The organism is Marivibrio halodurans, assembly GCF_017963645.1.
Classification (GTDB): domain Bacteria; phylum Pseudomonadota; class Alphaproteobacteria; order UBA8366; family Aestuariispiraceae; genus Marivibrio; species Marivibrio halodurans.
Window position 1 is genome coordinate 420195 of the sequence record NZ_JAGMWN010000002.1, and the last position, 17685, is coordinate 437879.

The following is a 17685-nucleotide window of genomic DNA, read 5'->3' on the forward strand; positions in this document are numbered from 1 at the left end:
AGCGGTAGGGCGCATTCGCGCGCTCACCCTTGCGCCATGTTGCCGGCGAAATAGGCGGCGGCGAAGGCGATGCCGCCGAGCAGCACGGCGATAATCAACCAGACCGCGACACCCGGTCCCGTCCTTACCCGCACCTCGGCGGTGCCCGTTCCGAGTTCCGCTTGCAATCTTTCGATCGTCGCGGCGAGTTCCCTGGCCGCCTCGTTCTTCTCGTCCGGCATCGAACGATGCATCTGGCGCAGGCGTTCAAGCTCCCGCGCCGTTTCCTCCCGCGAACGCGCCATCCGTCGGTCTCCCCCGCTGTTGCCTCGCGGCCCGTTCCGGCCATACCCCTCCCCTAATCCCATCCCTATCACCAGCCTAACGCGATGCAATATCGCCGCGCCAGAATAGATTTATGTTAATTATCAATTGGTTGTAAGATTTATTCCGGAATTTTGGATGGGCGGACCCGATAGCGGATCATTCAGTTGTCGTGAAACCGTCACCGAACCGTAAAGGCTCTCGGATAAGCATGCGCCCGTCGTCGGCGACGGCGACAGGGGCCGCGCCACCTTGGGGAGGGTGGCACGGGCTTTTCCGCGATTGGGTTGCCGACAGCGAGAGCCGCGCATGCTCGACTTCAAGTCCGTGTCTAAACGTTTCGGCTCCGTCACCGCCGTCGACCGGGTGACGCTGCGCGTGGAAGAGGGCGAGATGCTCGGCATCATCGGCCGGTCCGGCGCGGGGAAATCCACGTTGCTGAAGATGACCAACCGGTTGAGCGACCCGACGAGCGGCGAGATCGCCTATGGCGGCCGGTCCGTCTCCGCGCTCAAGGGCAAGGACTTGCTGGCTTGGCGCCGCGACTGCGCGATGATCTTCCAGCAATTCAATCTGGTGCCCCGCCTCGACGTGCTGACCAATGTGATGCTCGGCCGGCTCAACGGTCTCGGCACGCTGAAAAGCGTCTTCAAGCTGTTCTCCGACGAGGATCGTCGCGACGCGCTGCGGGCGCTCGACCGGCTCGATATCGCGCAGACGGCCTTGCAGCAGGCGGGCACCCTCTCCGGCGGCCAGCAGCAGCGCGTCGCGATCGCCCGCGCGCTGGTTCAGCGCCCCCGGATCATCCTGGCGGACGAGCCGATCGCCTCGCTCGACCCGCTCAATGCCAAGCTCGTGATGGACGCGCTCCAGCGCATCAATCGCGAGGAGGGGCTGACCGTCATCTGCAATCTCCACACGCTCGACACCGCGCGGCAGTACTGCCGGCGTATCGTCGGCATGCGCAAGGGCGCCCTCGTCTTCGAGGGCGCGCCGGAGGATCTGACCAAGGACGCCGCGCGCGACATCTATGGCGCGGGCGAGGAATTCGACGAGGCCACGACCTCCACCAGCCTGGGCTCTAGCCCGGGCGCGGATGCGGCCGCGTCGGGGACGGCGGCGGTACCCGCCGAGAGCGAGCGGCCAAGGGTCGTCGGACTCTGAACGAAAGGGCCGGGGCCGTGGGCGCCCGGCCCAACGATACGGAAGAACGGTCGATCGAACCGGACCGGTAAGAAGCAAGCCGTCGTCACGAACGGCCGGTTCCGGACATCTCACGAAGGGGTCGGCCCCGACAGCGGGCCGCCATCCGAAACAGAGGGCAAAGAGGCAAACATCATGAGCAAGATCCGCAACCTCGCGGCGGTCGCCGCGCTCGCCGCGACCGTGACCGGCATGACCGCCGTCGCGCCGGCGTCGGCCCAGGAAATCGAGGAATTCCGCATCGGCATTCTCGGCGGCGAGAACGCCAACGACCGCCTGCGCTCGAACGAGTGCGTCCGGGCCAAGACCGAGGAACTGCTCGGCGTCGAGACCAAGCTCTACGCCCCCGCCGACTATAACGGCGTGATCGAGGGGCTGCTGGGCGGCACGATCGACATGGCCTGGTTGGGCGCGTCGGGCTATGCCGCCGTTTATCTGGAGGACCCGGAGGCGGTCGAGCCCGTCCTGGTGAAGGTCAATGTCGACGGCAGCTACGGCTACCATTCGATCGGCTTCGCCCGCGCCGACAGCGGCATCACGGAACTGGCCGATCTCGAAGGCAAGGTCTTCGCCTTCGGCGACCCGAACTCCACCTCGGGCTATCTGATCCCCTCGATCGAGATCCCGAAGGCCGGCTATTCCATGAAGCCGGGTGAGTTCTTCGGCGACGTCGTCTTCGCGGGCGGCCATGAGCAGACCATCGTCGGCGTCTATAACGGCGATTACGACGCGGGCGTGAGCTGGGCCGACGGTCTCGGCGCCTGGGAGGACGGCTACAATAGCGGTGCCTTCCGCAAGGCGGTCGACAGCGGTCTCGTCGATATGACGGAGATGGTCGAGATCTGGCGTTCCAACGTCATCCCGGAAGGCCCGATCGTCCTGCGCAAGGAACTGCCGACCGACGTTAAGACCAAGATGGTCGGTCTGCTGGCCAGCCTGGAATCGATGGATGCCGAGTGTGCCTACGGCTTCATGGCCGGTGAGATCAAGGGCATCGCGCCCATCACCCACGCCGCCTATGAAAGCGTGATCGAGGCCCGTAAGGCCAAGATCGGCAATTGATCGCCGATCGTCCCTACCGCGCCGGCGCCGGGAAGTCCTCCCGGCGCCGGTTTCGGTCTTCACCGAAGACGGATCGACGCGCCCCATGACCGCGACCAGCCCAGGCGATCACGCGCCGCGCATGATCGACCAGATCGACCAGGAATTCGGCAAGGCGGAGCGCAAGCGCCGGCTCTATACGGCCTTGTTCATCGCCGCGACGCTTTTCGTCATGGTCGGCGGCTTCGGCATCGCCGAGGACATGAATTCCGGCAGTTTCATCGGCGGTCTGCATAAGTTCTTCGACTATCCCGCCAATATCGTGGCGGAGAGCTTCGAGGCCGGCTGGGGCTGGTATCCGCTGCTGCTGCATTTCGCGCCGGCCCTGATCGAAACGGTCAACATGGCCGCCGTGGGCACGATCCTGGGGGGCGTGCTGGCCTTGGTGCTGGCCTTCTGCTCGACCCGGGGCCTGGGGGTCTGGCCGCCGCTGATTCCGATTTGCCGGCGTTTCATGGACGGCGCGCGCGCCTTCCCGGAACTGATCCTGGCGCTCTTCCTGATCTTCGTGCTGGGGGCGAGCCCGGTGCCGGCGATCATCGCGGTCGCCTTCCACACCGCCGGCGCGCTCGGCAAGCAGTTCTCGGAGGTGAACGAGAATATCGACCGCGGGCCGCTCGACGGCCTTGCGGCGGCCGGGGCCAACTGGACCCAGCGCATGCGCTACGGCGTGCTGCCACAGGTCCTGCCGAATTATACGAGCTATCTGCTGATGCGCTTCGAGATCAACATCCGGGCCTCCGCCATCCTCGGTTTCGTCGGCGCGGGCGGCATCGGGCAGGAACTGCGCAAGGCGATCGGCTGGACCCAGGGGGCGGAGACCTCCGCGCTCTTCGTGCTGCTGTTCCTCGCCATCGTCGCGATCGATCAGATTTCCAGCACCCTGCGTCGCCGGCTTACCGGCGATGGCGTGGGTCACGTCTGAGCGGGGAAGGGGACGCGCCATGACCACCGCTTCCGCTACGACGCTCGGCACGGACGAGATCGACCGGCGCTTCGCCGCTGTCCTTGCGCGCTCGCGCCGCCAGATATTCTGGCCGGTCGGCCTCGCGCTCGGTGTGCTCGTCTATCTGGTCTATGCGTGGATCGCCTTCGACATGACGTCGCTGGTCCAGCAGTCGCGCTTCGACCGGGCGGCGATTCTGGCGCTCGACAGTTTCGCCTATAAGGTTCACGTGACCGAGGATCTGCGCGATGCCGGGGCGCCGCTGGAAATCAGCATCGAGGGCGCGCGCCAAGGCGGCTTCCGCGAGGACCCGGATTGGGTCGTGCGCACCGAAACCGGCGCCGCGGTCGATCTCGGCGACGGCTACCGGGCGGTGATCGAGGGGAGGACTCTGACGCTGACCGGCCCCGGCCTCGACGGCCCGGTGGAGGCGCGGGTTCTGGAGGACGGCACGGTCGAGGCGACGGGTTCCCGGCCGGATTGGGTGAAGGTCAACGACCGCCGCTTCGAGGCCCGCCCGACCCTGTTCCAGCGCGTGCGGATCACCCGGACCCGGATCGAGCTTCACCGCTATTTCGTGGGCTGGGAGAATTTCTGGTTCGATTACGATAGCCCCTATCACGGCATGGGCCTGATGCAGGCCTGGGCCTATGCGGGAAGCCAGCCTCAGATCGAGGAAGGGATATCCAACCGGGCGCTGATCTTCTCCAACTTCTGGACCAACAAGGAATGGCAGCATGGCGACGTCTTCAAGGCGCTGCTGGAAACCATCCTGATGGCGCTTCTGGGGACGCTCGTCGCCTCGATCGTGGGGCTGCCGCTCGCCTTCCTGGCCGCGCGCAACTTCAATCCGGTGATGGCCAGTCGCATGGCGGTGCGGCGCGTCTTCGACTTCCTGCGCGGCATCGACATGCTGGTCTGGTCGCTGATCTTCATTCGCGCCTTTGGGCTGGGACCGCTGACCGGTATCATGGCGATCGCCTTCACGGATACCGGCACGCTCGGCAAGTTGTTCTCGGAGGCGATCGAGAATATCGACGGCAAGCAGGTGGACGGCGTCAAATCGACCGGCGCCTCCCCGGTGCAGCGCTATCGTTTCGGGGTAATCCCGCAGATATTGCCGATCTTCGTCGCGCAGTCGCTCTATTATCTCGAATCCAACACGCGATCCGCGACGATCATCGGCGCCCTCGGCGCCGGTGGCATCGGGCTCAAGCTGGTGGAGACGCTACGCACCGGCGTGGATTGGGAGAACACCTTCTATATCATCCTGCTGACCATCGCGGTGGTGATCGCGATGGATATCTTCTCCGGCTGGCTGCGCCGCAAGCTGATTACGGACGCCTAAGGAGAGGCGGGAGGCGCGCGGATATCAGACGCCCAGATGGCGGTGCAGGAAATCCTGATCGGCCATCAGATCTTCGCCGTTGCCGTCGAAGACCAATTCGCCCTTCACCAGCAACAGGTGCCGGTCGCAGATTTCGACCAGTCGCTTGACGTTCTTGTCGACGACCAGGCAGGCGATGCCCGTCGCCTTGATCTCGCCCAGCACGCGCCAGATCTCCTCGCGGATCAGTGGCGCCAGCCCCTCCGTCGCCTCGTCCAGCAACAGCACCGACGGGTTCGTCATCAGGGCGCGGCCGATGGTCAGCATCTGCTGCTCGCCGCCGGAGAGGTTGTTGCCCCAATTGTCGATCCGTTCCGCCAGCCGGGGGAAGAGGGCGAGCACGCGCTCCAGTGTCCAGTCGGTCCGCCCTTCCCGTCCCGGCCGGGCGGCGACCATCAGGTTCTCGCGCACCGTCAGGTTCGGGAAGATGCCGCGCCCCTCCGGCACGAAGGCGATACCGGCATTGGCGGATTTGTAGGAAGGACGCCCGTTGGCGCCGACGCCGAAATGCGCGACCTGGCCGCGCACGGGCGGGACGAGACCCATCGCGGTGCGCAGGGTCGTGGACTTGCCCATGCCGTTGCGGCCCATCAGGCTGACGCATTCGCCGCGCGCCAGGCGAAAGCTCACGCCGCGCAGGATATGGCTCTGGCCGTAATAGGTATGCACGGCGTCGAAGGAGAGGACGGTTTCTGACTCGCTCATCGGCCGTTTCCTCAAATCATCTCATCGCCGAGATAGGCTTCGCGCACGGTCTGGCTTTCGCGGATCTGGTCGGGCGTGCCGGTTTCCAGAACCGTGCCGTTGACCATCACCGTCAACCGGTCCGCGACGGCGAAGACCGCGTCCATGTCGTGCTCAATCAGCACGACGCAATGCGTCGCCTTCAGGCGGTTGATCAGGGCGACGATATTCGCCGTCTCCTCCGGCCCCATGCCCGCCAGCGGCTCGTCCAGCAGCAGCACCTCCGGCTCCGTCGCCAGCAGCATGGCGACCTCGAGCTGGCGTTGCTCGCCATGGCTGACGGTGGCGGCCACGGTATCGGCGCGATGGGAAAGGCCGGCCAGATCGATCGCGCGTTCCGCGCGCGCCGCCACATCCTTGCGGTGATGGGCCGGGCGGATGAAGCGCATGGAGGAACGCATGCGCGACTGGGCCGCGAGCCAGACATTCCGCATGCAGGTGAATTCGGGGAAGATGTTGGTGCGCTGATAGCTGCGCCCGATGCCGAGTTGGCTGATCCGGTGCGGCGGCATGGTCGTGATGTCCCGGCCGCGGAAGGCGATGCGCCCGGCGCTCGGCGGCAGATCGCCGGAGAGCAGATTGATCAGCGTCGTCTTGCCCGCGCCGTTCGGGCCGATCACCACATCGACCTGGCCGGTGTGGAAGTCGAGCGTGACGTCGCGCACCGCATGCAGGCCGCCGAAGCTCTTCGAGACGCCCCTGGTCGCGAGGACGGGATCGCTCATGGCTTCTCTCCCCCGGGCACCTCGGTTTCGACCGGGTCGGGCTTGGCGCGCGGAGCGCCGCCGAGTGAGCCGGCGAGCCCGTTGCGCAGCATCAGGACGACGGCGATCACGAAACAGCCCATGATGATCTGGAAGTGATCGGCGAGGAAGCCGACCAGCTCGCGCTCGCGCGCCAGTTCCTCGACCCCGATGAAGGCGACCGCGCCGACGATCGGGCCGAACAGCGTCCCCATGCCGCCGAGAATGACCATGGCGAGGCCGATCCCGCTTTCCTTCCAGCCGAGCAGTTCCGGCGAGATATAGCCGTCGATGCAGGCATAGACGAACCCGGCGAGCGAGGCGACGGCGGCCGAGATCACGTAGCTGACGAGCTTGTAGCGATAGGTGTCGTAGCCGAGCGCGCGCATCCGGTGTTCGTTCACCTTGATGCCCTGGATGACCTGCCCGAAGGGCGAGCGCAGCAGCATGATGAGAAGGCCATAGACCGCCAGCATCAGCCCCAGCGCGAACCAGAGCAGCGTCGCGCGATCCTCGAAGTCGATCAGGATGGTTTCGCCCACCGCCAGGACCGGCTTCACCCAGATATAGGCGCCGTCGCTGCCGCCCGCGATCTGGCTGTCGTGGAAGAAGTAGAACATCATCTGCGCGAAGGCGAGCGTCACCATGATGAAGTAGATGCCGCTGGTGCGCACGACGAGCGCGCCGATCAACGCGCCGACGAAGGCCGTCACGCCGATCACGACCGGCAGGGCGAGGGCGATGTTCACCGCCTCGTATTCCGGGGAATAGATCTGCAGCGTATAGGCCGCGAGCCCGAAGAAGGCCGCGTGGCCGAAGCTGACCAGCCCGGTATAGCCGAGCAGCAGATCGAGGCTCATCGCGAAGATCGCGAAGACGATCATGCGCGTGGCGACCTTGATCGCGTAGGTCTCGCCAAAGACCGGGACGAGGGCCAGCCCGATCGCCACGGCGGCGAGCAGCAGGAGCGCGGGCCAGCGGGGGACGACGGTCATGATGTCCGCATGCCTCCTTCGTGTCGCCTAATGCGCCCGGCCGTAGAGGCCGGCCGGCCGCCACAGCAGGATCGCGGCCATCAACGCGTAGACCGTGACGGAGGTGAGATTATCGACGCTGAGGCCGCTCATCAGTTCAACGTCGTCGAAGGCGCGCAGGATCGTCGCGCCGAGACTGTCCATCAGGCCGATCATCATGGCGCCGACGAAGGCCCCCTTGATCGAGCCGATACCGCCGATCACGACGACGACGAAGCTGATGATCAGCACCTGCTCGCCGATACCGGGATAGACGGAGCGCTCCGGCGCGGCCAGCAGGCCGGCGAGCGCGGCCATCGTCGTTCCGATCGAGAACACGGTGGCGAACAGAACCTTGGTGTTGATGCCGAGCGCCTGGATCATCTCCGGATTGGAGGAACCGGCGCGGATGCGCATGCCGAGCCGCGTCTTCTGCACGACCCAATACATGACGCCCGCGAGCACGAGACAGACCGCCGCCAGGAACAGATTGTAGGCGGGATAGGACTGAACCTCCGTCAGCGGGATGGAGAACTGCAGGAAGTCCGGCTTGGGCACGCTGTGCGGATCGTCGCCCCAGATGATCGACTGCATCTCGTTAAAGATCAGGATCAGCCCGAAAGTCAGCAGCACCTGTTGCAGATGGTCGCGGTTATAGAGGTGGACGATGAAAAGCCGCTCCACCAATAGGCCGAGCATCGCCGCCAGCGGCACGCCGAGCAGCAGCGCCCAGAAGATGCTGCCCGTCCAGGCGGTCAGCGACCAGGCGAGATAGGCCCCGACCATGTAGAAGGACCCGTGCGCCAGATTGATGACGCCCATGATGCCGAAAACGATCGTCAGGCCACTGGCGATCAGGAACAGCAGCAGCCCGTACTGAACGCCGTTCAGCAATTGGATGAGCAGTAACGTGAGATCCATCGAATCCTGCTTCCCGCGCCTCGCGATCCTCTAAAAACCCGGCCGTGAGCCTTGGGCCCACGGCCGGGTCGTTTATACGCCGGAACTGGTGCCGTAAAGCGTCGGCCTCAGCCCAGGCGGCAGCCTTTCGCCGGGTCGGACAGCGCCTCGACGGCGATGCTCTGGACCTCGTTGACGCCGTTTACGACCTTGCGCAGATAGAAGTTCTGCACCGGGTTGTGCGCGGCGGACAGCTTGAAGGGACCGCGCGGGCTGTCATAGACCGTGTTCTCGATCGCCTTGATCATGTCGTCCTTGGCGCCCGTGTCGCCGTCGGTGGCCTCCAGGGCGACGCGGATCATCTCGGCCGCGTCATAGCCTTGAACGGCGTAGACGTCGGCTTCCGAGCCCCACATTTCCTTGTAGTTCCGACGGAACACGTTGTTGACGTCGTTATCGAGCGTGTCGGCATAGTGCAGCGTCGTGCGCAGCCCCTCGGCCGCCGCGCCCTGCGCCTCGGTCACGCCCTCGGTCAGGAAGCCCGAGCCGGTGAGCTCGATCCCCGAATCCTTCAGGCCGGCCGCCGCCCAGTCCTTCACGAACTTCACCGCGCCGCCGCCGGCGAAGAAGGTGTAGACCGCATCCGGCTTCAGCGAGGCGATCTCGCTCAGCACCGACTGGAACTCGACCTCCGGGAAGGGGACGCCGATTTCCTTGATGATCTCGCCGCCGCTTTCCGCGAAGCCGTCCTTGAAGCCCTGGGCCGATTGCTGACCGGCGCCGTAGTTCCAATAGCACAGGACCACGCGCTTCTTGCCCTCGGCACCCAGGACCCGGCCCATCGGATAGCCCGGCTGCCAGTTCGAGAAGGAGGAACGGAAGATGTTCGGCGCGCACAGCGGGCCGGTGATCTGATCGGCGCCGGCATTCGGGATGATCGTCATCACCCCTTCCTCGCGCGCGATCTTGGCCATCGCCATGGCCACGCCCGAATGGACGGGGCCGACCAGGAAATCGACCTTCTCGCTGTTGATCAGCTTGGAGGTGTTCTCGGTCGCCTTCGGGGGGGCGGCCTCGGAATCGAGCTTGATCAGTTCGATCTCGCGCGATCCGATCATCTCCTTCGATTGCGCGAAGCGCATCTGCATGGCGTTGGTGATGGCCTCGCCCAGGCGGGCGTAAGTGCCGCTATAGGGCAGCAGGGTGCCGACGCGCACCTTGGCCTGCTGGCCGATCGCGAACTTGGTCGGCGTGAAGCCGGCGAGCGTGCCGACGCCCGCGGCGGCGCCCATGAGGCCGAGGGCCCCGCGACGCGAATATGTCTTCCTCGTGCTCACTTGTCGTTTCTCCCAGACTGTACGCGACCTCGATGGAAGGCGCGCCTGTTGTCCCGGCACGGGTCCGCCGGTTATCCGGCGGGCACGCACCATTCGTGCGAACGGGTTGTTTTTCGAAGAGGATCGAGCCGGCGAACGCCGTGGTCGCATGCTCCAAGCCGTATGACGGACATGCGGCCCCGCCGCCATGTCCCCCTTCCGTGCAGCCAGCCATCCGTGCGTGGCGCCTCTGCCCCCTTCAGACCCGCATATATCCGTTCCAGCGCGGTTCTTGCCGACCGCTTCGGGCGCTCCCCGGCCGAGCACGGTGCATGGGGCACGGTACCCCACCGCATCCGGTCGCGGACATCGCCCAACCATGACCCGATCCACTATTCCTTGGCAATATTTTAAATTTAAAACAATGCCGAGGGCGCCATTGGTGGGTGGGCCGTGGGTCCCTATTGAGAACCCAGAGTCATGAACTATATTGCACATATTGAGACGCCGCAAGACCGGACATTCAGCCGGGTTTGCTACTCCTGGCGAGAGGGACTGCTTGGAGCGGGGCATCTACTGCATTATGATGCATAAACATTTGGTTGCCGTCGGACGATCCGGTCTGTCCGCGAGGAGAATTCGAGACGAAGGGAGCGACCAGCATGGCGGAGAATTTAAGCGAGAACTGGACGGAAACCTTCCGGGGGGCGGTCCTGGCGGCCGAGTACGACCCGGAATCGACGATGAACTCCCGTCTTTATATCGAACGTTTCGATCAGGCGACATGGTTCCTGATGCATTCGATCGGTCTGACCCCGCGCGGCGTCAAGGCGGATGGGCAGCGCATCGCCGTCGTTCGCCAAAGCTTTCAATATGTGCGTGAGTTGAAGGGCGGGGAACTCGTCACCATTCGTTCCGGCTTCATTGCCGTGGGCGGCAAGCATTTCCGTTTCATCCATCGTATGTTGGACGTGGAGAGTGGCGCGCTGATCGCCAGCGCCGACATGACCGCGGTGCTGGCGAGCCTGGAGACGAGCAAGACCCTGCCCTTGCCGGAGGACAAGGTGACGAAGGCCCGTGAACTGACCATCACGGAGGCGGAGATCGATTGATCGCCGCGCCGGTCAGTGCGTCTCGGTGGGGCGTCATCGGCACGTCATCGGCGATGGGCTAGACTGCCGTCCTTCCCGCCCATCGGGCCGTCGGGAGCCGTGAAGCACGTGCGTCAGTCGTTACGATCGGTACTGTTCTTGTTGCTGTGCGCCCTTGCCGGCGCCCTTGCCGGCATGGGGACGCCGTCCGCCCATGCCGACGACCCGGTGGAGGTCGGGGTGCGGCCGCTTCATCTCCTGGACCGGCTGGAGGAGGGGGCGCTGAAACGGCGCCTATCGGCCTGTGTCGGCCGCCCCGTCGCGCGCACCGCCTTCTCCATCTCCCATCGCGGCGCGCCCCTGCAGTTTCCTGAGCATACGAAGGAATCCTACCTGGCCGCCTATCGCCAGGGGGCGGGCGTTCTCGAATGCGATGTCACCTTCACGAAGGATCGCGCGTTGGTCTGCCGTCATTCCCAGTGCGACCTGCACCGCACGACCAATATTCTGGCGACGCCACTCGCCGCGCGCTGCCGCCAGCCCTTCGTTCCGGCCGATCCCACGACCGGGCGGCAGGCGACGGCGGAATGCTGTACCAGTGACCTGACGCGCGACGAGTTCCTGAGCCTCCAAGGGAAGATGGACGCGGCCGACCCGATGGCGACCGACGTGGCGGGCTATATGGACGCGACGGAGTCATGGCGGACCGATCTGCACGCCCCGGGCACCTTGATGACCCATGCGCAGAGCATCGGGCTCTTCCAATCGCTCGGCGTCGCCATGACGCCGGAATTGAAGGCGCCGGAGGTGACGATGCCGTTCGACGCTGACTTCAGCTATGGCGACTATGCCGACAAGATGCTGGCGGAATACGAGGCCGCCGGCGTTCCGGCCGAGCGTGTCATGCCGCAGAGTTTCGATCCCGACATCCTGCGTCATTGGATCGCGAACCACCCGGTCTTCGCGGACCGTGCCGTGTTCCTCGATTCCGGCCCGTGGGGGGATCTCGGCATGGCGGGCGCGATCGAAAGGCTGCCGGGTCTCGCGGCGTCCGGCGTGCGCATCGTGGCGCCGCCGATCTGGGTGCTGCTCGACCTGAAGGACGGGCGCATCGTGCCGTCGGCCTATGCGCGCGCGGCGAAGGCGGCGGGGCTCGATATCGTGACCTGGTCGCTGGAGCGTTCCGGCCCGCTCGCGAACGGCGGCGGGTGGTATTATCGCAGCGTCTCGGAGGCGATCGACGATGACGGCGACATGCTGACGGTCCTCGACGTGCTGGCGCGGGACGTTGGCGTGATCGGCGTCTTCAGCGATTGGCCGGCGACCGTCAGTTTCTATGCGAGTTGCATGTTGGAATAAGCGAACGCCCCTCCCCCCGAACGAACGACGCGAGCGATGCCACGTTTTACAGCTTGACGGAGGGCGGTTTCCCCCGTGACCCTTTAGGAGAGCGAAACGGGGGTGGAGTAATGCGTCTTTTCTTGATCGGCGCGGCGGCGCTGGCGCTGATCGCGATGGGCGTTCCCTTCGGGCCGGCCCAGGCCGATGGTGGAACCGGTGACGCCGCCGACGCGCGACTGCTTTTCGGCGATATCGATAATCGCGCGCTCAAATACGAGTTTCTTGTGGATGAGCAGCGTGTCGGCATCGGGGAGGGCCGAATCCGCAAGGTCGGCGAGGCACGCTGGCAGGTCGATATCCGCTATGAGATCGATGTCGAATTGCTGGGCGTCGATGTCTACACCCTTCACCTCGAAGCGCGGGAGACTTATGAGGGGGCCCGTCTCGTCGCCCTGGATTCCGACAGCACCGAGGATGGGGAGCATCACGAGGTCTCCGGCAGGGCCGATGGCGATGTCTTCCGCTATACCCACAATGGCGAGGAGGCGGAGGCGGTCTCCGACATTGTGCCGAGCACGGAGCTATGGCGTCGTCAGTTGCTGAAACGCACGCGCGTTCTGCATGTGGTGGAGGGGGAACCCTTCGAGCGCACGACCGAGCCGGCCGAGGATAGGCGGATAGAGGGGCCGGACGGCGAGACCGTCGTCCTGGAGGGCGTTTATATCGAGACACCTTACGAAACGGCGACCCTCTGGTTCGACGCGGAAGGTCTGCTGCAACGGGCCGTCGTCGATCGGATGGGCACCACCTTGGACATCCGCAGGATGGCGATGGAGGAGGAGTAGTCGCCGACGGCCGATCGGTCGGCTATAGACGTCGGGCACCGACGTTAGGCCGGGTTGCCGCGCAACTCCTTCAAGGCCCAGAGAGTCAGGCAGAAGACCGTCGCCGCGCCCGCCTGATGCAAGACCGCGACCGGCAGCCAGACGATCGTCAGCAGCGCCGCGATGCCGAGCCCCGCCTGCACCAGAACCCCCGCCATCAACGCATGCGCCGCCCACCGCACGCGGGGCGCCAGCGTCCGGGCCCGCGCGCATGTCGTCAGCCAGAAGGCGGCGGTGACGGCGAGCGTCAGATAGGCCATCATCCGGTGGTCGAATTGCACGACCTCCAGCGTCTCGAACAGGTTGCGCCAGCCCAGCGCGGCGTTCCAGAACGGGTCGGGGATGAAACGCCCGCCCATGTCCGGCCAGTCGTTGTAGATGAAGCCCGCCCGGCTGCCCGCGACGATCGCGCCGGAGATCACGGTGAAGAAGACGACCGCATGGCACCACGCGCCGAGCCGCCGATAGCCGCGCGGCGCGGGCGCGCGGCCCGCCTCCATCGGCCAGAGGAGCCCCAGCGCCAGCCAGACCAGATAGCCCAGGATGAGGAAGGCCATGCCGAGATGGACGGCGAGGCGGTATTGGCTCACCTCCGTCCGGTCGACGAAGCCGCTCTTCACCATCCACCAGCCGATGACACCTTGCAGCCCGCCCAGCGCCAACAAAATCCAACCATGTTTCGCATGGCCGGTCGGCAGCCGCCCCCGGATCAGGAACCACAGGAAGGGCAGGGCGAAGACCACCCCGATCAACCGCCCCCAAAGCCGGTGCAGCCATTCCCAGAAGAAGATCTCCTGGAACGCCTCCAGGCTCATGCCCGAATTCATCAGGCGATACTGGGAGGTTTCCTTGTAGAGGGCGAAGACGCGCGCCCACTCGCCCTCGTTCATCGGCGGCAGGAAGCCGATCAGCGGGCGCCATTCCACCATCGAAAGCCCGCTTTCGGTCAGCCGGGTGATCGCGCCGATGATCATCATCGCGAAGACCATCAGCGCGCTGGCGACCAGCCATAGGCCGACGGCGCGGCGGTCGCGGCCCTCGTCGCGGATCTTGGGGGGGTCGATATCCTGGGTCATGCTCGCCATGGCCGCTTCATAGCGCCGACCGCCGCCGCTTTCCAGCCCGCCGGCGCGGGCTGCGGCGGCGGGTCGCGGCGCCGCGATCCGTCGGGTTCAAACCGCCCAGACACCCGCCATGTTCCTGAACCCCTTGATCTCGATCGGATTGCCGGACGGGTCGCGGAAGAACATCGTCCATTGCTCGCCCGGCTCGCCCTCGTAGCGAACGGTCGGGGCGATCACGAAATCGGTGCCGGCGGCTTCCAGCCGGTCGGCCAGATCGCGCCAATCCTCATAGGCCAGAATCGCGCCCAGATGCGGCATCGGCACCTTGTGCTCACCCACCTTGCCGGTCGGCGCGGTGGCGAAGGGTTCTCCCAGGTGCAGGGATATCTGATGGCCGAAGAAATCGAAATCGACCCAGCTTTCCGTGCTGCGCCCTTCCCGGCAGCCGAGCAGGTCCGTGTAGAACCGCCGCGCGGCGTCGAGGTCGCGCACATTATAGGCGAGATGGAAGAGGGCGCGGGTCATGGCGTTCGGTTCTTTCGCGGCTGCGCTTGCGCTTCATCCTGCTTAGTCCTCCATGGGCCCCGCGCGCAAGAGCGGCCTCCACCCGAACCGGAAAATGGCGCTTCAGACCGACCGCGCGATGGCGTAAGCAGCCATGCTTCCCTGTTTTGGAGACACCCCGATGACATCTCACCGGAACGATCTCGACCAGCCGATCGGCGCGCCGGTCCTGGACTGGACGGCCCGGCCCCACCCGGACGGGCGGACACTCGCCGGGCGGTTCTGCCGGCTGGAACGGCTCGACCCCGACGGGCACGGCGCCGATCTCTTCGCCGCCGACAGCGCGGATCGGGAGGGGCGGAGCTGGACCTACCTTCCCTACGGGCCCTTCGCGGGGGTCGGGGACTATATGGGCTGGCTGCGTGCGCAGGCGGCGTTGAGCGACCCGTTCTTCTACACCATCGTCGAGGCGGAGGGCGGGAAACCGGTCGGACTCGCCAGCTATCTGCGCATCGCGCCCGAGGCCGGCGCGATCGAGGTCGGGCACCTGCATTTCTCTCCCGCCCTGCAGCGCCGGCCCGCGGCGACGGAGGCGATGGCGCTGATGATGGCCCATGCCTTCGAGGATTTGGGATACCGCCGGTATGAGTGGAAATGCAACGCGCTCAACGCCGCGTCCTGCCGCGCGGCGGAGCGGCTCGGCTTCACCTTCGAGGGAGTATTCCGGCAGGCGGGCGTGGTTAAGGGGCATAACCGCGATACGGCCTGGTATTCGATCCTCGACCACGAATGGCCGGGCATGAAGCGGGCCTTCGAATCCTGGCTCTCGCCCGGTAATTTCGAGGAAGATGGAACCCAACGCCGTGCCTTGAGGGATTTTCGACCCGCATAAAGGGGCCCGCCTCATTCCCCCTTCAGCACCACCATCCCCGGGGGCATCAGCAACGGCCCGTCGATCAGCGGCAGGGCGAGGGCGTCTCCCGCGCTCACCGGCCGGCCCGGCCGGGTTTCGACCCGGATGGAGGGCCCCTCGCAGGCGAAGAGGTCGGCACGAAGCCCAATACGCCCGACATAGAGCGCCTGACCGGCCGCGACCGCGATGATCGGGACCGGCGTGCTGTTTACGTCCGGCAGGCGTGCGGCATAGACGGCGCGCGTCGTCGGCGCCTCCGTCGGGGCGCCGCAGGGGCGGCCGTCCTCCACCGCCATCACGCGGGCGAGGCTGTAGGTGCCCGGCGGCACGGCCCGGGCGACGGCGTGAACGCCGGTACGGGCGCGCTCCCCCTCGGCCGGGCGGAAGGTGATTTCTTCCCGGGGCATGCCGTCGGCGGCGCGTAGGACGATGGCCCAGGTACGCAGACTGCCGGCCGCGACGTCGAGGGCAAGGAGTCCATGCGCCGCCGGGTCGTCCCGGAACAGTTCCGGCGCATGCGGGGGCGGTGACGCGCAGGCGGCCAGCAGGAATGCCGCCACGGCAATCAGGGCAAGGGGAATGGGCACGAAGGGGATGGGCATCAATCCGCCGGCGCCCCGCCTTCCTCCTTCCGGCGGGCGACGAAGGCGTCCAGGCTTTCGCGCACGGCCGCGTCCATCGGCGGCGCCTCGTACTCGGCCAGATGCGCCTTGTAGAGCCGGTGGGCGCGCGTCGTCGCATCCTCGGCGCCGGCTTCCTGCCAGGTCTCGAAATTACGCCAGTCGCTCAACATCGGCGCATAGAAGGCCCGGTCGTAACGCGCCAGGGTGTGCGCCGTGCCGAAGAAATGTCCGCCCGGCCCGACATCGCGGATCGCCTCCAGGCCGAGCGTATCGTCATTGACCTCGATGGGGCGCAGATACTCCGCCATCATCTGCAGGATCTCGGCGTCGATCATCACCTTCTCGAAGGAGGCGCAGAGCCCGCCCTCCAGCCAGCCCAGCGCATGCATCATCATGTTGCAGCCGCCGGTGACGGCGCCCCAGACGGCCATTTCGCTCTCATAGGCGGACTGGACGTCCGGGGCGTTCGATGCGTTGACGTTGGAGGATCGGAAGGGCAACCCGTAGCGCCGGGCGAGCTGGCCGCCGATCTGGGCCGCGCGGGCATATTCCGGCGTGCCGAAGGCGGGGGCGCCCGACTTCATGTCGACATTGGAGGTGAAGCCGCCATAGACGCAGGGCGCGCCCGGATTGACCATCTGGGCGAAGGCGATGCCGGCCAATGCCTCCGCGTTCTGCTGGGCGATGGCACCGGCCAGCGTCACCGGCGCCATCGCGCCCGACAGCGTGAAGGGGGTGATCACGACGATTTGGTTCATCCGCGCCATCTCGATGATGCCGAGCGCCATCGGGATATCGAGCTTCAGCGGGGAATTGGTGTTGATGATGGTGAACAGGCTCGGCTCGCGCTTGAGCTGTTCCGCGTCGATGCCGCGGGCGAGGCGCGCGATCTCGATGCCGTCGCGGATGCGCTCGCGTCCGAGCGAATAGGCGTGGAACGGCTTGTCCGTCAGCGTCGCCGCCGCGTGCAGCGCGTCGAGATGGCGCGTGCGGTGAGGCAGGTCGATCGGCTCCACCGGATAGCCGCCGTTCAGGTGGCAGATATTGAGTTGTTGGCTGAGGCGCAGGAAATCCTGGTAATCCGCGAAATTGCCGCGTCGCCGGCCGCCCTCCAGGTCGGAGGCGTTGGGCGCGCTCGCCACCATGCAGAAGATCAGCCGCCCGTCGCCCAGGGCCAGGTCGTGGGCCGGATTGCGCGCGTGGAAGTCGAAGCGGGACGGTGCCTTGGCGATCAGCTCCGCGATCAGATTCCGGTCGAAGCGCACCCGTTCCGACCCCGGACGCACGTCGGCGCCGGCCTTGGCCGCGATCTCCCGCGCTTCCTCGGACAGGAAATCCATGCCGATCTCTTCCAGGATGGTCATGGAGGCATCGTGGATGCGCTCGATGGCGTCCTCGTCCAGGATATCGACGGGCCGGTAGGAATTGACGACCGCCCGCCAATCGAGTTGCGGCAGGCGATCCGCGACGATGCCGGGGCCGGCGGCTCCGGCGCCCGCTTCCTGGCCGCGTCGGCGACGTCTCGCTCTCTCGCGCATGGGCATGTCCTTCGTTCGAGGGCGCCCGGGACCGGGCGATTGGTCGTACGGGATTTAAGAAGCCCGGCCCG

Annotated in this window: 18 protein-coding genes; 8 read left to right on the forward strand and 10 right to left on the reverse strand. The window is 66.1% G+C overall.

Features of this window, described 5'->3' with window-relative positions:
• Window positions 1-23: 23 nt before the first annotated feature.
• Window positions 24-284 carry a hypothetical protein gene (locus tag KAJ83_RS06370; RefSeq protein WP_210681189.1) on the reverse strand — a complete coding sequence of 87 codons (261 nt, stop codon included), beginning with the start codon at window positions 282-284 and terminating at the stop codon, window positions 24-26.
• 328 nt (window positions 285-612) lie between these two features.
• Between KAJ83_RS06370 and phnC the strand changes: the two genes are divergently transcribed.
• The 4 genes from phnC (at window position 613) to phnE (KAJ83_RS06390) (ending at window position 4901) form a co-directional block, all read left to right on the forward strand.
• On the forward strand, window positions 613-1467 hold the full coding sequence (gene phnC, locus KAJ83_RS06375) for a phosphonate ABC transporter ATP-binding protein (RefSeq protein WP_210681190.1): 855 nt from the start codon (window positions 613-615) through the stop codon (window positions 1465-1467).
• A gap of 174 nt (window positions 1468-1641) precedes the next feature.
• The gene (gene phnD, locus KAJ83_RS06380) at window positions 1642-2568 is read left to right on the forward strand and encodes a phosphonate ABC transporter substrate-binding protein (RefSeq protein WP_210681191.1); all 927 of its coding nucleotides are present in this window, start codon (window positions 1642-1644) and stop codon (window positions 2566-2568) included.
• An 85-nt stretch (window positions 2569-2653) separates the two neighbouring features.
• Window positions 2654-3532: a phosphonate ABC transporter, permease protein PhnE gene (phnE, locus tag KAJ83_RS06385; RefSeq protein ID WP_210681192.1), complete on the forward strand. Its 879-nt coding sequence runs from the start codon at window positions 2654-2656 to the stop codon at window positions 3530-3532.
• A gap of 19 nt (window positions 3533-3551) precedes the next feature.
• Complete coding sequence (gene phnE / locus KAJ83_RS06390) at window positions 3552-4901, forward strand: phosphonate ABC transporter, permease protein PhnE (RefSeq protein WP_210681193.1); 1350 nt, start codon at window positions 3552-3554, stop codon at window positions 4899-4901.
• A gap of 24 nt (window positions 4902-4925) precedes the next feature.
• Here phnE (KAJ83_RS06390) and KAJ83_RS06395 read toward each other — a convergent pair whose 3' ends face one another.
• The 5 genes from KAJ83_RS06395 to KAJ83_RS06415 form a co-directional block, all read right to left on the reverse strand.
• Window positions 4926-5645, reverse strand: a complete 720-nt coding sequence (locus KAJ83_RS06395; RefSeq protein ID WP_210681194.1) for an ABC transporter ATP-binding protein — start codon at window positions 5643-5645, stop codon at window positions 4926-4928.
• 11 nt (window positions 5646-5656) lie between these two features.
• Window positions 5657-6409 (reverse strand): ABC transporter ATP-binding protein, encoded by a 753-nt coding sequence (locus KAJ83_RS06400; RefSeq protein ID WP_210681195.1) that lies wholly within the window; start codon window positions 6407-6409, stop codon window positions 5657-5659.
• Window positions 6406-7422 carry a branched-chain amino acid ABC transporter permease gene (locus KAJ83_RS06405; protein WP_210681196.1) on the reverse strand — a complete coding sequence of 339 codons (1017 nt, stop codon included), beginning with the start codon at window positions 7420-7422 and terminating at the stop codon, window positions 6406-6408. Before KAJ83_RS06405 ends, KAJ83_RS06400 begins: the two co-directional genes overlap by 4 nt.
• Window positions 7423-7449: 27 nt before the next feature.
• A complete protein-coding gene (locus tag KAJ83_RS06410) occupies window positions 7450-8361 on the reverse strand; it encodes a branched-chain amino acid ABC transporter permease (RefSeq protein WP_210681197.1) in 912 nt (303 codons plus the stop codon).
• A gap of 107 nt (window positions 8362-8468) precedes the next feature.
• Window positions 8469-9677 (reverse strand): ABC transporter substrate-binding protein, encoded by a 1209-nt coding sequence (locus KAJ83_RS06415; protein WP_343221961.1) that lies wholly within the window; start codon window positions 9675-9677, stop codon window positions 8469-8471.
• A gap of 641 nt (window positions 9678-10318) precedes the next feature.
• Here KAJ83_RS06415 and KAJ83_RS06420 point away from each other — a divergent pair.
• From KAJ83_RS06420 to KAJ83_RS06430, 3 genes are all read left to right on the forward strand, one after another.
• Window positions 10319-10768, forward strand: a complete 450-nt coding sequence (locus KAJ83_RS06420; RefSeq protein ID WP_210681198.1) for an acyl-CoA thioesterase — start codon at window positions 10319-10321, stop codon at window positions 10766-10768.
• A 108-nt stretch (window positions 10769-10876) separates the two neighbouring features.
• Window positions 10877-12106, forward strand: coding sequence for a glycerophosphodiester phosphodiesterase family protein (locus KAJ83_RS06425; RefSeq protein WP_210681199.1), 1230 nt, complete (start codon window positions 10877-10879; stop codon window positions 12104-12106).
• Window positions 12107-12216: 110 nt separating this feature from the next.
• Entirely contained in the window at window positions 12217-12933 is a 717-nt protein-coding gene (locus KAJ83_RS06430) for a DUF6134 family protein (protein WP_210681200.1), read from the forward strand.
• Window positions 12934-12977: 44 nt separating this feature from the next.
• On the opposite strand, the gene KAJ83_RS06435 is transcribed toward KAJ83_RS06430, so the two are convergent.
• Complete coding sequence (locus tag KAJ83_RS06435) at window positions 12978-14057, reverse strand: COX15/CtaA family protein (RefSeq protein ID WP_210681201.1); 1080 nt, start codon at window positions 14055-14057, stop codon at window positions 12978-12980.
• Window positions 14058-14144: 87 nt separating this feature from the next.
• Window positions 14145-14561: a VOC family protein gene (locus KAJ83_RS06440; protein WP_210681202.1), complete on the reverse strand. Its 417-nt coding sequence runs from the start codon at window positions 14559-14561 to the stop codon at window positions 14145-14147.
• 160 nt (window positions 14562-14721) lie between these two features.
• Here KAJ83_RS06440 and KAJ83_RS06445 point away from each other — a divergent pair, with 160 nt between their 5' ends.
• Window positions 14722-15432, forward strand: coding sequence for a GNAT family N-acetyltransferase (locus KAJ83_RS06445; RefSeq protein WP_210681203.1), 711 nt, complete (start codon window positions 14722-14724; stop codon window positions 15430-15432).
• 11 nt (window positions 15433-15443) lie between these two features.
• On the opposite strand, the gene KAJ83_RS06450 is transcribed toward KAJ83_RS06445, so the two are convergent.
• Both KAJ83_RS06450 and KAJ83_RS06455 read right to left on the reverse strand, forming a co-directional pair.
• On the reverse strand, window positions 15444-16055 hold the full coding sequence (locus tag KAJ83_RS06450; RefSeq protein WP_210681204.1) for a hypothetical protein: 612 nt from the start codon (window positions 16053-16055) through the stop codon (window positions 15444-15446).
• A complete protein-coding gene (locus KAJ83_RS06455; protein WP_210681205.1) occupies window positions 16055-17614 on the reverse strand; it encodes a trimethylamine methyltransferase family protein in 1560 nt (519 codons plus the stop codon). Before KAJ83_RS06455 ends, KAJ83_RS06450 begins: the two co-directional genes overlap by 1 nt.
• Window positions 17615-17685 lie beyond the last annotated feature (71 nt).